Origin of the sequence: Microbacterium sp. MM2322, from assembly GCF_964186585.1 — a bacterium.
Classification (GTDB): Bacteria; Actinomycetota; Actinomycetes; order Actinomycetales; family Microbacteriaceae; genus Microbacterium.
Genome location: NZ_OZ075067.1, coordinates 2,188,679 through 2,202,973 on the forward strand (window position 1 = coordinate 2,188,679; position 14,295 = coordinate 2,202,973).

Below are 14,295 nucleotides of genomic sequence, written 5' to 3' on the forward strand. Positions count from 1 at the left end.
GCGGTCACGCCACGAGAACGCGACGCAGCTCCGCGACCTCGTCGGCCGTCAGCCCGTGGGCCTGGAGGTAGTCGACCGGTCCGCCGTACCGCAGCCGCAGATCGTCGAACACGGCTCGCATCGCCGCCGCCGGCGAGCGCGTCACGAGGTCGTCGAGGTGCCGCGCGTGCGGGTACCGATGCCGGAGGAATCGGAGGACGCCCTCGTTGCGACTCACCGGCAGGAGCTGTTCGGTCTGCGCGTAGTCGGCGATGACGGCATCCTCGTCGACCCCGGCGGCAGCGAGGATGAGCGCGACCGACAGACCCGTGCGGTCCTTGCCGACCGTGCAGTGGACGAGCACCGGCTGCACCTCGAGCACTGCCCGCGCGGCGTCGACGAGCCGCGCCGCCGAACCGTCGACGAGCGCCCGGTAGACGTCGTCGAGCGACAGATCGTCGGCGAAGAACGAGGCGACCGACCCGGCGAAGATCGGCAGGTGCACGGTGTCGATCCCGAGTCCCGCCACACGGGACGGTTCGGTCCGACGCTCGTCGTCGTCGCGCAGGTCGACGATGCGACGGATGCCGAGGCCCGCCACCCGATCCGTGCCCGCCGCCGTGAGGTGGCCGAGGTTCCCCGACCGGTACAGCACACCGGATCGGGTCCGTCCCCCCTCCGCCGGAAGACCCCCGACGTCGCGGAAGTTGAACGCGCCCGGAACGTCCTGGACGCTCACGAGGTGGGCGGCGGGGTCCGCCGCTCCCGCACCGGGTACCGACCGGCGATCGCGATGCGGTTGAACGCGTTGATCGAGACGAGCAGCCAGCTGAGCGCGACGTACTCCTCCTCGGAGAGGATGCCGCCGACGCGGTCGTAGACGTCGTCGGAGACCCCCTCGTCGTGGATGAAGACGTAGGACTCGGTGAGCTCCAACGCGGCTCGCTCACGCTCGCTGAAGACACTCGACTCCCGCCACACGGGGATCTGCGCGACGAGATCGAGCGTCACCCCGGCCTTCGCCGCTCGATCGGAGTGCACCCGCACGCAGTACGCGCAGCCGTTCAGCTGCGACGCGTGGATGAGGGTGAGTTCGCGCAGCCGTGCGTCGATGCCCGCGTCCGCGGCGAGCTCGCCCACCGTCGTGGCGAACGCTTCGAGGGCGTCGTACGCCGGCCGGGCGGCCCGGGCCAGGTGGACACGGTGGTGATCGCTCATGCCGTCACCCTATCCGCGCCCGCGGGTGCCGGGATCGGCCAGAATGGTGTCGTGAGCGACGCCGCCTTCGACGAGTTCTCCTACCTCCCCGCCCAGGCGGATGCGATCGGAGTCCCGGTGCTACCGGTACGCCGCGTGACGCACCGACTCGCGGACGGACGCGCCGTCAGCGCCCTGCGTTTCGGCGCCGCCGACACTCCCCCCGAGGTGACCTTCCTCCACGGCGCCGGCCTCAACGCGCACACGTGGGACACGACGGTCCTCCACCTCGGACTCCCCGCCCTGGTCCTCGACCTGCCCGGCCACGGCGACTCGTCCTGGCGGGAGGACGCCCAGTACACCGGGCAGACTCTCGCCGCCGACGTGGCGCCCGCCATCCGCGAGTGGACGGGCGGGCAGCCGCAGGTGCTCGTCGGTCATTCGCTCGGAGGCCTCACCGCAGCGGCGCTCGCGGCGCGGCATCCGGAGCTCGTCCGTGAGCTCGTCCTCGTCGACATCTCCCCCGGCATCGACCCGAACGGGGCCGCATCGTCGATCCGGGCGTTCTTCGCCGGCCCCACCGACTGGTCCAGCCGCGAAGAGCTCGTGGACCGCGCGCTGTCGTTCGGTCTCGGCGGCTCGCGCGAGGCGGCCACGCGAGGGGTGTCGTTGAACTCCCGCGTCCGCCCCGACGGCCGCGTCGAGTGGAAGCACCACTTCGCGCACCTCGCCAACCGCCTCGCCGCCGACCCCGACTCGGCCGCTGCGGTCGACGACGCACAGCGGGCGGATGCCGGCATCCTGTCCGCCGCCGGATGGGAAGACCTGGCCGCCGTCGCCGCACCGGTGACGCTGATCACGGGCACTCGGGGATTCCTCACGGATGCCGACCGCGAGGACTTCCTCCGCCGCGTGCCGACGGCAGCTCACGTCGCACTCGACTCGGCGCACAACGTCCAAGAGGAGCAGCCCGCGGAGCTCGCCGACGCCGTCCGATCAGCGTATGACGGCCGGTGAGCGACATTTCCTGCCGGGACTCTAGGCTGTAACGCGCACCCGAGCACCCCGATGGGACGGCGTCGACGACGACACCCATCGATGCCGAAAGGATCCCCCACTCACATGCTTCGCCGCACCGCCCTGGCCGCCACGGCGCTCCTCGCCGCCGGGGCTCTGCTCCTCGCCGGTTGCACCGGCTCGCAGCCCGGACCCTCGACGCCCGCCGCCCCCGATCCCGATGCGACCGTCAACGTGCGTCTCGTGCTCGAGCCGGGGAACCTCGACATCCGGACGATGGCGGGCTCCGCGCTCGATCAGATCCTGATCGACAACGTGTATCAGGGCCTCATCGCACGGACCCCCGACCAGAAGATCGTGCCGGCGCTCGCCACCGACTACGAGGTCTCGGACGACAAGCTGACCTACACCTTCACCCTGCGCGAGGGCGTCACCTTCCACGACGGACAGCCGCTGACGCCGCAGGACGTCGTCTGGTCGCTCACGCAAGAGCGCGACACCCCGACCTACCGCGATTCGGCGCGGCTGGCGAACGTGTCGAAGATCGCCGCCGACGGGCAGAAGATCACGCTGACGCTGAAGGCCCCCGATTCGACTCTCCTCTGGAACCTCACCGGTCGCGCCGGGCTGATCCTGAAGGAGGGCGACAAGATCGACCGCAAGACCGCCGCGAACGGGACCGGCCCGTTCCAGCTCGCCGAGTGGCGCGAGGGCGACAGCATCGTGTTCCAGCGCTTCGACGGGTACTGGGGCACCGCTGCCGCAGCGGCCGAGGTCGTGTTCTCGTACGTGAGCGACAATCAGGCCGCGCTGAGCGGTGCACTGGCCGGCGAATTCGACGTGCTCACCGGCTTCGACGCGAACCTGAAGGACCAGGTCGAAGCGAACGGCGACTTCTCGCTCGAGGTCGGCGACTCCACCGACAAGGGCACCCTCGCCATCAACGAGACCTCCGGCCCCCTCGCCGACCAGCGCGTGCGGAAGGCGATCCGCCAGGCGATCGACAAGAAGTCGATCGTCGAGGCACTCGGCGCGGGCAAGACGCTCTACGGCCCGATCCCGGAGCTCGATCCCGGATACGAAGACCTGTCGAAGGTCGCTCCCTTCGACCCTGAGGCGGCTCGCGCGCTTCTGGCCGACGCCGGCGCGAAGAACCTGTCGCTGACCCTCACGATCCCGTCGGCATACGGAACGACCGTTCCCCAGATCCTCGTCTCGAACCTCCGCGACGTCGGCATCACCCTCAAGGTGAACCCGGTCGAGTTCCCCACCTGGATCAAGGACGTCTACACGAACAAGGACTACGAGCTGAGCTTCGTGCTCCACACCGAGGCCCACGACTTCGAGAACTGGGCGAACCCGGACTACTACTTCACCTATGACAACCCCGAGGTGCAGCAGTTGTACGCGCAGTCCGTCGCATCGACCGACGACGCCGAGGCCGCGGAGCTCCTCAAGAAGGCGGCACGCCTGGTCTCCGAGGACGACGCCGCGGATTGGCTCTACAACGGTCAGTCCGTCCTCGCTGTCGCGTCGAACGTGAGCGGGATGCCGACGGTCAACGTGAACGAACGACTCAACGTCGCCGAGCTGGCCAAGAGCGAGGGGTGATCCGCTACGCGCTGACGCGACTGGCCCTGCTGGTGCTGGGCCTGTTCGTCGCCAGCGCGCTCATCTTCACGACGCTTCGGATCCTTCCGGGTGACGTCGCACAGGTGATCGCGGGAGTGAACTCCACCCCCGAGGCGCTCGCGGGCATCCGTGAGCAGCTGGGTCTCGATCGCCCGCTGTTCACGCAGTACGGCGACTGGATCGGCGGCATCCTGGGCGGCGACCTGGGTCGGTCGCAGCTCACCGGCACTCCGGTCGCCGCCGAACTCCTGCAGAAGGCGGAGGTGACGGTGCCCCTCGGCATCCTCGCTTTCGTCATCGCCCTGCTCGTGGCTCTCCCCTTCGGCGTGCTGGCGGCCGTCCGCCGTCACCGCCCCGACGGCGTGTTCGTCTCGGTCGGCGCCCAAGCCCTCGCCGCCGTGCCGGTCGTGTGGGCGGGCATGATGCTGGTCGTCGTGTTCGCCGTGACACTCGGGTGGCTCCCCGCGCAGGGGTTCCCGCGCGCCGGCTGGTCCGACCCGGCCGCCGCGTTCCGCGCGCTCCTGCTGCCGGCGCTCACGATCGGTGTCGTCGAAGGGGCGGTGCTTCTCCGCTTCGTCCGCTCCGCCACGCTGCAGGCGATGGGGCAGGACTTCGTGCGCACGGCGGCCGCCAAGGGCCTCACCCGCACGCAGGCGCTCCTTCGGCACGGCCTGCCGAGCGTCGGGCTGTCGGTCGTGACGGTGCTGGGCGTGCAGGTCGCCGGCATCATGGTCGGCGCCGTCGTGATCGAGCAGCTGTTCAGCCTTCCCGGCATCGGGCGGATGCTCGTGGAGGACACCGGCAACCGCGACCTCGTGAAGGTGCAGGGCGAGCTCCTCGTGCTGACCGGGCTCGTGCTCGTCATCGGGTTCGTGGTCGACCTCGTGCACCGCGCCCTCGATCCCCGTCAGCGAGAGGCCGAGTGATGCGGCGACAGCGGTGGGCGACGCGACTGTGGGCCTCTGGCACAGGCCGGTTCGGGCTCCTCGTGGTCCTCGTCATCGTCCTCGTGGCCGTCGTCTCGCTGTTCTGGACCCCGCTCGACCCGCAGCGCGTCGACATCGCGAACCGCTGGTCGGCGCCGGGTGCCGCGCACCTCCTGGGCACGGACGGATCGGGCCGCGACATCCTCAGCCTCCTCATGGCAGGCTCGCGCACGACCGTGTTCGTGGCGGTCGGAGCCGGCGTCATCGCGACCGTCATCGGCCTTGTGCTCGCCGCCCTCGGGGCGCTGACCCCGCGGCCCGTACGCGAGAGCGTGACGGTGATCGTCGACATCCTGATCGCCTTCCCCGTCCTCCTCATCGCGATGATGGTCTCGGCGGTGTGGGGCGGGTCGCTCCTGGTCGTCATCGTGTCGGTCGGCATCGGCTTCGGCGTCAACATCGCCCGGGTCACCCGTCCCGAGCTTCGCCGAGTCCTCCGCAGCGATTTCGTCCTCGCGGGCCGTGCGTCGGGGCTCACGCCCTGGCAGAACCTGTGGCGACACCTCCTGCCGAACGTCGCGCCCGTCTTCATCGTGCAGCTCTCGTGGGGAATGGCGGTCGCGGTCCTCGCCGAGGCGGGGCTCTCGTACCTCGGCTTCGGAGCGCCCCTGACCGAGCCGTCGTGGGGACTCCTGCTGGCCGACCTGCAGCGGTACATCAGCGTTCACCCGCTCTCGGTGGTGTGGCCGGGACTCGCGATCACCCTCACCGTCCTCGGTTTCAACCTCCTCGGCGACGCCGTGCGGGACGCAACCGATCCCACCCTCTCGCGCGGTTCCGCGGGGCACGCGGCCGAGCCTCCCGCGGCGGTGACGGCATGACTCTCTCCGTGGCGGGACTCACCATCGACCTCGGCGGCCGCCGCGTCGTCGACGGCATCGACCTCGAGGTCGGTGACGGCGCACGCGTCGGACTCATCGGCGAGTCGGGCTCCGGCAAGTCGCTGACCGCGCTCGCGATCCTCGGACTCCTCCCGGAGGGCGCGGAAGTCGGTGGCAGCATCCGGTGGAACGGTCAGGAGCTGATCGGGATGCGGGACCGCGACCTCGCGCGCCTCCGCGGCGACGAGATCGGCATGGTGTTCCAGGAGCCGCAGACGGCGCTCAACCCCATCCGAACGGTGGGCCGTCAGATCGCCGAATCGATCCGCATCCACCAGCGCGGCGTCTCCCGCGCCGAGGCGTGGGAGCGGGCCGTCGACGAGGCGCGGCGCGTCAGGCTGCCCGACCCGGAGCGGATCGTCCGCCGCTACCCGCACCAGCTCTCCGGCGGGCAGCGTCAGCGCGTCGCGATCGCGATGGCCCTCGCCTGTCGACCGCGCCTGCTCATCGCGGACGAACCGACGACGGCCCTCGACGTCACGATCCAGGCCGAGATCCTCGACCTCCTCCACCACCTCGTCGACGAAGACGGCATGTCGCTCGCGTTCATCACCCACGACCTCGCGGTGCTGTCGCAGATCGCGACCGATGCGGTCGTCCTCGAGTCGGGTCGGGTCGTCGAGGCCGGGTCGCTCCGGACCCTCCTCCGCTCCCCCGCCTCGCCTGTCACGCAGGCGCTCCTCCGCGACGCGACCGCGACGCTCTGGCGACCGGGGGGCCGCGCATGAGCGAGCTGATGCAGGCCCGCGGCCTGACGCGCAGATACCGGATGCCGCGGTCGCGCCCCTTCGAGGCGGCCCGGTGGACGACGGCGCTCGACGATGTCGATATCGATGTCCGGGCGGGAAGTGCGCTCGGTGTCATCGGCGAGTCCGGCTCGGGGAAGTCGACGCTCGTGCGGCTCCTGCTCGGCCTCGACGTGCCGAGCGCGGGTACCGTCGAGTTCGACGGCCGGCGTGTGGACGGCGGCGCGTCGGCGCGCTCGCTCCACTGGCTTCGCCGGCGCACCGGCATCGTCTTCCAAGACCCGTACGGGTCGCTCGACCCGCGCATGAGTGTGGGACGGATCGTCGCCGAACCCCTGTCGGCGCTCGCGATCCCCGGCGACCACCGGGCACGCGTCCGGGAGGTGCTCGACGACGTGGGGCTGCCTGCTGACGCCGCCGAACGGTTCCCCCACGAATTCTCCGGCGGGCAGCGTCAGCGGATCGCCCTCGCCCGCGCCCTCGTCCACCGTCCCGACGTCCTCGTCGGCGACGAGCCGCTGTCGGCGCTCGATGTGACCGTCCGGGCGCAGATCCTCGACCTGATCCGCGAGCTCCGCCGGCGCGACGGCCTCACTCTCGTGATGGTCTCCCACGACATCGGCGTGGTGCAGAACCTCTGCGACGACGTCGTCGTGATGACCGAGGGCCGTGTCGTCGAGGAGGGGCCGACCGAGAAGGTGCTCCTCGAGCCGCAGGTCGCGTACACCCGGCGCCTGCTCGCCTCGATCCCCGTGATCGACCCGCGGGATCGGTGATCGGCCGTCACGCTGTCGGCGGCGGGGACTACCGTGGCGGCATGCACGCCATCGTCCCGCCGTATCTGCTCGCCCGTCTCGCGGCCGCCCCGGCCGAACGATTCCCGCACGCCGCCGCCGCCGCACGCGCGACCCTCGCGGTACCGCGTGCGTACGCGCCGATGCGCGCACACATCGACCTGTCGGTCGACGGCGATGCCCTCGTCGTGTCGGCGGCGCCCGATCCCGACCGGCTGATCTCCGACGCCGAGAACCGCGAAGAACTGCCCGGCACGCCCGCACGAGCCGAGGGCGCCGAGCCCACCGGCGACGCGGCCGTCGACGAGGCCTACGACGGTCTCGGCGCGACCTTCGCGTTCCTCTGGGACGCGTTCGAACGGGTCGGGCTCGACGGCGCGAGCGGGTCTCTCGCGGCGACGGTCCACTACGGCCGCGCGTACGACAACGCGTTCTGGGACGGCGAGCGCATGGTGTTCGGTGACGGCGACGGCGAGGTGTTCGCCGGCTTCACCCGTTCCCTCAGCGTCATCGCGCACGAGCTCGGCCACGGCGTCATCGAGTCCGCGGGAGGCCTCGACTACTCCGGTCAGTCTGGCGCGCTCAACGAATCGATCGCCGACGTGTTCGGCGCCCTCACCGACCAGCATCACCAGGGTCAGACGGCGGATGCCGCGACCTGGCTCGTCGGCGCGGAGATCTTCACCGACGCGGTCACCGGGTCGGCGCTCCGCTCGCTCGCCGCCCCGGGTACCGCCTACGACGACGACGTGCTCGGCAAAGATCCGCAGCCCTCGCACATGCGGGACTTCGTGGAGACGTCGGGCGACAACGGCGGCGTCCACATCAACTCCGGCATCCCGAACAAGGCGTTCCACCTCGTCGCGACCGTCCTCGGCGGCTACGCCTGGGAGCGCGCGGGCCGCATCTGGTACCTCACCCTCATCTCGGGCGCCCTCTCCCCCTCCGCCACCTTCGCCCAGTTCGCGGCGGCCACTGCCGACACCGCGGCGCGGGAGTACGGTGAAGACTCTGAGGAGGCCGTCGCTGTCCGCACCGCGTGGGCGAGCGTCGGAGTCGTGGAGGATGCCGCAGCCCGTTGACCCGCTGACGATCGTCGTCGTCCGCACCGGTGGATTCGCCGGACTCCGCCGCGCCTGGCGCGTCGAGGTCGAGGGACCCGAGGTCGACGCGTGGGCGCCGCTCGTCGATGCGTGCCCGTGGGCGGGACCCGCGGCATCCGCCGCCGGCGCCGACCGCTTCTCGTGGGAGGTCGCAGCCGTGCGCGGCCGGGATGATCGCCGGGCCGTTCTCGCCGAGGGCGACGCCGCAGGCCCATGGCGCGAACTCATCGAGAAGGTGCAGACCGACGGAACCGTCGTCGCGCCTCGGGATCTCAGCGAGAGCGGATGCGGGTGAGCAGCGACTCCTTCTTCTTCGGGTTCAGGTGCTTCTGCAGGTAGATGGTGCCGAGCGGCCGCCCGAACTTGTAGCCGACCTTGCCCATGCGGCCGACCTCGACGAACCCGAGCCGCTCGTGGAGCGCGAGGGACGCTTCGGCTCCCTTGTCGCTCACGACGGCGACCATCTCGCGGATGCCCTTCTCCTCGCACGCCGCGATGAGACCCTCCAGCAGCGCGCGTCCGAGTCCTTTCCCGGTTGCCGCCTGGCCGAGGTAGATCGAGTTCTCGACCGTGTATCGGAACCCGCTCTTGCCGGTCCACGGCGAGACGAGCCCGTAGCCGAGGATCTGCCCTCGGGGCGAGACGGCGACGAGGAACGGGAGATCGAGCTTCGCCAGGTAGTCGAACTTCTCGACCCACTGCTTGTGCGTCCACCGCTTCTCGTCGAAGGTCACCACCGAGTTCGCGACGTAGTGGTTGTAGATCTCCCGCACGTCGGGCATGTCCGTCCGGACGGCGGGGCGCAGCTCGAACGAGAACTCGGGCTCGGGCTCGGGACGACGGCGGAGGTGACGGGGAAGGCGGCGACGGTCTCGCTCGTACTCGTCCTCCAGCATGCCGCCAGCATACGGCTCAGTCGGGCAGTCGCCAGTCGATCGAGGAGGAACCCTGCGCCTCGAGGAGCGCGTTGACCTGAGAGAACGGACGCGAGCCGAAGAAGCCACGCCGCGCCGAGAGCGGGGACGGATGCGCCGACTCGACCCGCGGGGTGTCGCCGAGCATCGGCGCGAGGCCCGCGGCATCCTTTCCCCACAGCACGGCGACGAGCGGTTCCGACCGCGCGACGAGGGTTGCGATGGCGTGCCCGGTGACGCGCTCCCAGCCCCAGCCCCGGTGGGATCCGGCCTCGCCCGGGGCGACGGTCAGCACGCGGTTGAGGAGCATGACGCCCTGCTCCGTCCACGCGGAGAGGTCGCCGTGAGCGGCGGGCGGGATGCCGAGATCGGCGGACAGCTCCGCGTAGATGTTCCCGAGGCTCCGCGGCAGCGGCCGGACGTGCCTGTCGACGGCGAACGAGAGCCCGATCGGATGACCGGGAGTCGGATACGGGTCCTGGCCGACGATCAGCACGCGTACCTGCGACAGCGGCTGGGAGAAGGCGCGGAGGACGTGCTCGCCCGTGGGCAGATAGCCGCGCTCATCGGCCCGCAGCCGGTCACCGAGAGCGGCGATGTCCGGGCCGACCGGCACCAGCGCCTCAGCCCACTCCGGGTGGATCAGACCGTCCGCGGCGAGCGCATCGAGCGAGCGTCCGCTCATGCCCCGGCGGGAAGGCCCGCGTCCTCCTGGACGACGGTCCCGCGGAACGACCAGGGGAAGTCGATCCACCGGTCGGTCTCGCGCCACGAGTAATCCGGCAGCGCGATGGAGCCGGGCTTCGTGTAGATGCACACGGAGCGGACGTCCGCACCGGCATCCCGCAGCAGCTGAACGGCCAGCGCGAGGGTGCGTCCACTGTCGGCGACGTCGTCCACCAGGAGCACGCGCTTGCCGGGCAGCGCGCTCAGATCGAGGTCGGGAGGAAGGATCTCGGGGGCATCGAGGACGGTACCGATGCCGGTGTAGAACTCGACGTTCAGCGCGCCGCAGCTCTTGACCCCGAGCCCGTAGGCGATGGCTCCCGCGGGGAGCAGCCCGCCGCGGGCGATCGCGACGACGATGTCGGGTGCGAACCCGTCCGCCACGATGTCTCGCGCCAGCTCTCGGGTCGCCCCGCCGAAATCGTCCCAGCTCAGCGTTTCGCGTTCGGCGGCCACCGGCATCCCCTCGTCCATGGATTCTCAGAATACGGCGTGCGAGGCGAACGCCCGACGCAGCGCTAGGCTCGCGCTCGTGACCGGGATTCCGCCCTCCTCCGCCCTGCCCTCGTCGACTCTGCGTTCTTCCGCACTGGGTATCACGGCGGGCCTCATCGGATGGTTCATCGTCGTCGAGATCGTCAGCGGCATCCTGCAGGGGTTCTACGTGCCCCTGTTCAGTGACATCGTCATCGAGCTCGGCATCCGCGACGCCGACGTCAACTGGTTCGAGGCCGGTCAGCTGCTGCTGAGCGCACTGGTGGTGCCGATCCTCGCGAAGCTCGGCGACATGTTCGGCCACAAGCGGATCCTGCTGGTCGCCGCGATCCTCACGGCCCTCGCCTCGTGGGGGCTGGTCTTCGCCGACTCGTTCTGGACGTTCCTGCTGTTCTGGTCGCTGCAGGGGTTCTACGTCGTCTGGCTGCCGCTGGAGGTGGCGCTCATCTTCGAACGCGGCCGGGAGCAGAACCGCGGCGTCTCGCTCACCCGCCGCGCGGCGGGCCTTCTCGTCGTCGGGCTCGAGGCCGGGGCGATCATCGGCGCGCTCGCAGCCGGACGGATCTACGCCGCGACCGGCGATCTCGGCCTCACCCTCATGGTGCCCGCCATCGCCGTCTCGCTCGTCGCGATCGTCATCTGGCTGTGGGTGCCCGAGTCGACGCCGAGCGGCGAGCGCCGCCTCGACACGGGGGGCGTCGTCCTCCTCGCCTGGGGATTGCTGCTCGTCACGGGCGCTCTCGCGTGGATGCGGCTCATCGGCGAGCTCGGCCTCGGCGCGGGCACGTGGGCCGGGGTCGCGGCGCTCTTCGTGCTCGGGGTGGGAGTCCTCGTCTGGTTCGTCTTCCACGAGCTGGGCCACCGGCATCCCGTCGTCGACATGCGCGTGCTCGCCCGGCCCGACATGTGGCCCGTGCAGGCAACGGCATTCCTCATCGGGATCAGCCTGCTGGGAGCGCAGGGACCGCTGTCGACCTACGCCGGGACCGACTCGTCGCTCGGCTACGGGCTCGGCCTCGACGCGACCGAGCGCTCGTACGTCATCGGGCTCTACCTCGTGTCGCTCATCGTGGGCGCGGTCCTCTTCGCCGTGACCTCGAGGCGCATCAGTCCGCGGCTCGCGCTGATCGGTGCCGCCGTGCTCGTGGGCGTCGGGTACGCGCTGTTCCTGCCGTTCCACGTCGAGGTCTGGCAGGTGCTGCTGAACCTGTCCATCGCCGGCATCGGATGCGGCGCCCTCGTGGGGGCCATGCCGGCTGCTGCCGCGGCGGCGGCACCGTTCGGAAAGACGGGCGAGGCCTCGGGCCTGACGAACACGACCAAGACGATCGGCGGGGCGTTCTCGTCCGCCGTGTTCGGCGTGGTCCTGGCAGCCGGTGCGGGCACGGTCGCCGCGCAGACGGCGAGCTCGCTCGGCGGCTACCTCACGGTGTGGGCGATCTGCGCCGCCGGTGGCTTCCTCGCAGCGCTCCTGCTGCTCCTCGTCCCCAAGGTCGCGTTCGCCGACGCCCCACCCGCCGGGTGAGTCGGCTCAGCCCTCGACGGTGCGGGCCCGCAACGGGCCACGGGCGAGCAGGTGCTGCGCGGACTGCGCGACCGGGCGCATCGTGATGAGGTCCAGGTTGACGTGGCCGGGTGCGTTCAGCGCGTAGGCGATCACGTCCGCGACGTCGGCGGCCGTGAGGGGGTCCTCGACACCGTCGTAGATCTTCTCCGCCGCGGCCCGGTCGCCGCCGAGACGGTTGAGGGAGAACTCGTCGGTCTGCACCATGCCGGGGGCGACCTCGACGACGCGGATCGGCTCCCCGTTCAGCTCGAGCCGAAGGGCGTGCACGAGCATCGCCTCCCCCGCCTTGGCGGCATTGTACCCGGCCCCGCCGGCATAGGCGGTCTGTGCGGCCGTCGAGGTGACGTACACGGTGTCGGCGTGCCCGTCGATGTCGGCAGCGCGTCGCAGCTGCGGGAGGAGGGCGGAGGTCAGCAGCTGCGCCGACAGCACGTTCGCCTCGAACATCCAGCGCCAGTCGGCGGGGTCGCCGTCCTCGACGCGCTGGGTACCCCGAGCACCGCCGGCGACGTGCACGAGGGCGTGCACCGGACCGGTGTCCTCGAGGTGCCCGGCGAGAGCTGCGACGTCGGCCTCGCTCGTGAGATCGGCCGCGTACGAACGCGACCCGATCTCGGCATCCAGGGCCTCAAGGCGCGCGGCACGCCGGGCGACACCGACGACGTCCCAGTCCTTCGCCCGGAGTGCGCGGACGACCGCCTCGCCGATCCCCGAACTCGCCCCGGTCACCACTGCACGTCGATTAGCCATGCCGTCAACGCTAGCCACTCGGGGCAGCCCGCCGGGCCACGTCACGTTACGTCGCGTGTCCGTTCCGTTGTCCTCACGGGGCGGTGCTCGTAACGTCGGTGTCGGGCCTGCGGCATCCGTCGCATGAGGCCACCACCCGACCACTGATGCAGGGAGCCTGTCATGTCCGCACCCGAGAACTGGCGCTTCGAGACGAAGCAGATCCACACCGGCGCCGCCCCGGACCCGGTGACCAAGGCCCGTGCCACCCCGATCTACCAGACGACGTCCTACGTCTTCGACAACGCCGACCACGCCGCGAACCTCTTCGCCCTGGCCGAGTTCGGCAACATCTACACGCGCATCCAGAACCCGACGCAGGATGTCCTCGAGCAGCGTCTCGCGGGCCTCGAGGGCGGCACGGGCGCGCTCGTGCTCTCGAGCGGCCAGGCCGCGTCGACCTTCGCGGTCCTGAACATCGCGCAGGCCGGCGACCACATCGTCTCGTCGAGCTCGATCTACGGCGGCACGTACAACCTCTTCAAGTACACGCTGGCCAAGCTCGGCATCGAGACGACGTTCGTCGAGAACCAGGACGACGCCGAGGAGTGGCGCCGCGCCGTCCGCCCCAACACGAAGCTCTTCTTCGCCGAGACGATCGGCAACCCGCAGATCAACGTCCTCGACATCCGCACCGTTGCCGACGAGGCCCACGCCGCCGGCGTGCCCCTCATCGTCGACAACACGATCGCGACGCCCTACCTCATCCGTCCCTTCGAGCACGGTGCCGACATCGTCGTGCACTCGGTCACGAAGTTCCTCGGCGGCCACGGCACGACGATCGGCGGCGTCATCATCGACGGCGGCACGTTCGCGTGGTCCGAGCACTCCGACCGCTTCCCCGGCCTGACGACGCCCGACGAGTCCTACCACGGTGCGGTCTACACGGATGCCGTGGGTGACGGCCTCGCGTACATCATCAAGGCGCGCGTCCAGCTGCTCCGCGACCTCGGCTCCGCCATCTCGCCGCAGAGCGCGTGGAACCTCATCCAGGGTGTCGAGACGCTGTCGCTGCGCATCGAGCGTCACGTGCAGAACGCGCAGGAGATCGCCGAGTGGCTCGAGAACCACTCCGACGTCGCCTCGGTGAACTACTCGGGGCTCCCGACCTCGCCCTGGTACGCCGCGGCCAACCGGTACGCACCCAAGGGCGTCGGCGCGGTCCTGTCGTTCGAGCTGAAGGGCGGCGTCTCGGCCGGACGCGAGTTCGTCAACTCGCTGAGCCTGTTCAGTCACCTCGCGAACATCGGTGACGTCCGCTCGCTCGTCATCCACCCGGCATCCACCACCCACTCGCAGCTGACCCCGGAGCAGCAGCTCACCTCGGGTGTCACGCCGGGTCTCGTCCGCCTCTCGGTGGGCCTCGAGAACATCGAGGATCTGAAGGCCGACCTCGAGCAGGCCCTCGCCGCTGCGCGCCGCCTCTCGGAGGCCGCCCGCGCCTGATTTCCCCTCCTCAGGAGACCGAC

16 protein-coding genes are annotated in these 14,295 nt (G+C 70.7%); 10 read left to right on the forward strand and 6 right to left on the reverse strand.

Annotation, left to right across the window (positions count from 1 at the left end; translation table 11 throughout):
* Positions 1–4 precede the first annotated feature (4 nt).
* Together ABQ271_RS10765 and ABQ271_RS10770 are read right to left on the reverse strand one after the other, a co-directional pair.
* Positions 5–718, reverse strand: coding sequence for a tyrosine-protein phosphatase (locus ABQ271_RS10765; protein ID WP_349308757.1), 714 nt, complete (start codon positions 716–718; stop codon positions 5–7).
* The gene (locus ABQ271_RS10770; RefSeq protein WP_349308758.1) at positions 715–1,197 is read right to left on the reverse strand and encodes a carboxymuconolactone decarboxylase family protein; all 483 of its coding nucleotides are present in this window, start codon (positions 1,195–1,197) and stop codon (positions 715–717) included. Before ABQ271_RS10770 ends, ABQ271_RS10765 begins: the two co-directional genes overlap by 4 nt.
* A gap of 51 nt (positions 1,198–1,248) precedes the next feature.
* On the opposite strand from ABQ271_RS10770, the gene ABQ271_RS10775 reads away from it, so the two are divergent.
* The 8 genes from ABQ271_RS10775 to ABQ271_RS10810 all read left to right on the forward strand — a co-directional run bounded on the left by ABQ271_RS10775 (position 1,249) and on the right by ABQ271_RS10810 (position 8,630).
* Entirely contained in the window at positions 1,249–2,193 is a 945-nt protein-coding gene (locus ABQ271_RS10775; protein ID WP_349308759.1) for an alpha/beta hydrolase, read from the forward strand.
* 105 nt (positions 2,194–2,298) lie between these two features.
* Positions 2,299–3,804, forward strand: coding sequence for an ABC transporter substrate-binding protein (locus ABQ271_RS10780; protein WP_349308760.1), 1,506 nt, complete (start codon positions 2,299–2,301; stop codon positions 3,802–3,804).
* Positions 3,801–4,751: an ABC transporter permease gene (locus tag ABQ271_RS10785; RefSeq protein WP_349308761.1), complete on the forward strand. Its 951-nt coding sequence runs from the start codon at positions 3,801–3,803 to the stop codon at positions 4,749–4,751. Before ABQ271_RS10780 ends, ABQ271_RS10785 begins: the two co-directional genes overlap by 4 nt.
* A complete protein-coding gene (locus tag ABQ271_RS10790; protein WP_349308762.1) occupies positions 4,751–5,632 on the forward strand; it encodes an ABC transporter permease in 882 nt (293 codons plus the stop codon). The genes ABQ271_RS10785 and ABQ271_RS10790 overlap by 1 nt, the downstream gene beginning before the upstream one ends.
* A complete protein-coding gene (locus ABQ271_RS10795; protein WP_349308763.1) occupies positions 5,629–6,420 on the forward strand; it encodes an ABC transporter ATP-binding protein in 792 nt (263 codons plus the stop codon). The genes ABQ271_RS10790 and ABQ271_RS10795 overlap by 4 nt, the downstream gene beginning before the upstream one ends.
* Entirely contained in the window at positions 6,417–7,214 is a 798-nt protein-coding gene (locus tag ABQ271_RS10800; RefSeq protein WP_349308764.1) for an ATP-binding cassette domain-containing protein, read from the forward strand. The genes ABQ271_RS10795 and ABQ271_RS10800 overlap by 4 nt, the downstream gene beginning before the upstream one ends.
* 41 nt (positions 7,215–7,255) lie before the next feature.
* On the forward strand, positions 7,256–8,314 hold the full coding sequence (locus ABQ271_RS10805) for a M4 family metallopeptidase (protein ID WP_349308765.1): 1,059 nt from the start codon (positions 7,256–7,258) through the stop codon (positions 8,312–8,314).
* Positions 8,298–8,630 (forward strand): protealysin inhibitor emfourin, encoded by a 333-nt coding sequence (locus ABQ271_RS10810; protein ID WP_349308766.1) that lies wholly within the window; start codon positions 8,298–8,300, stop codon positions 8,628–8,630. The genes ABQ271_RS10805 and ABQ271_RS10810 overlap by 17 nt, the downstream gene beginning before the upstream one ends.
* Here ABQ271_RS10810 and ABQ271_RS10815 read toward each other — a convergent pair.
* The 3 genes from ABQ271_RS10815 to ABQ271_RS10825 are packed head-to-tail and all read right to left on the reverse strand — an operon-like array spanning position 8,608 to position 10,437.
* Positions 8,608–9,231: an N-acetyltransferase family protein gene (locus tag ABQ271_RS10815; protein WP_349308767.1), complete on the reverse strand. Its 624-nt coding sequence runs from the start codon at positions 9,229–9,231 to the stop codon at positions 8,608–8,610. The two genes, ABQ271_RS10810 and ABQ271_RS10815, sit on opposite strands and share 23 nt — an antisense overlap.
* Before the next feature lie 16 nt (positions 9,232–9,247).
* Positions 9,248–9,934, reverse strand: a complete 687-nt coding sequence (locus ABQ271_RS10820; protein WP_349308768.1) for a uracil-DNA glycosylase — start codon at positions 9,932–9,934, stop codon at positions 9,248–9,250.
* Positions 9,931–10,437, reverse strand: coding sequence for a phosphoribosyltransferase (locus ABQ271_RS10825; protein WP_349310893.1), 507 nt, complete (start codon positions 10,435–10,437; stop codon positions 9,931–9,933). The genes ABQ271_RS10820 and ABQ271_RS10825 overlap by 4 nt, the downstream gene beginning before the upstream one ends.
* 112 nt (positions 10,438–10,549) lie before the next feature.
* Between ABQ271_RS10825 and ABQ271_RS10830 the strand changes: the two genes are divergently transcribed.
* Entirely contained in the window at positions 10,550–11,995 is a 1,446-nt protein-coding gene (locus tag ABQ271_RS10830) for an MFS transporter (RefSeq protein WP_349310894.1), read from the forward strand.
* Between the two features lie 6 nt (positions 11,996–12,001).
* Here the strand turns inward: ABQ271_RS10830 and ABQ271_RS10835 are convergent, their stop codons facing one another.
* A complete protein-coding gene (locus tag ABQ271_RS10835) occupies positions 12,002–12,787 on the reverse strand; it encodes an SDR family oxidoreductase (protein WP_349308769.1) in 786 nt (261 codons plus the stop codon).
* 162 nt (positions 12,788–12,949) lie between these two features.
* On the opposite strand from ABQ271_RS10835, the gene ABQ271_RS10840 reads away from it, so the two are divergent.
* Positions 12,950–14,272: a bifunctional o-acetylhomoserine/o-acetylserine sulfhydrylase gene (locus ABQ271_RS10840; RefSeq protein WP_136362440.1), complete on the forward strand. Its 1,323-nt coding sequence runs from the start codon at positions 12,950–12,952 to the stop codon at positions 14,270–14,272.
* Positions 14,273–14,295: the final 23 nt, after the last annotated feature.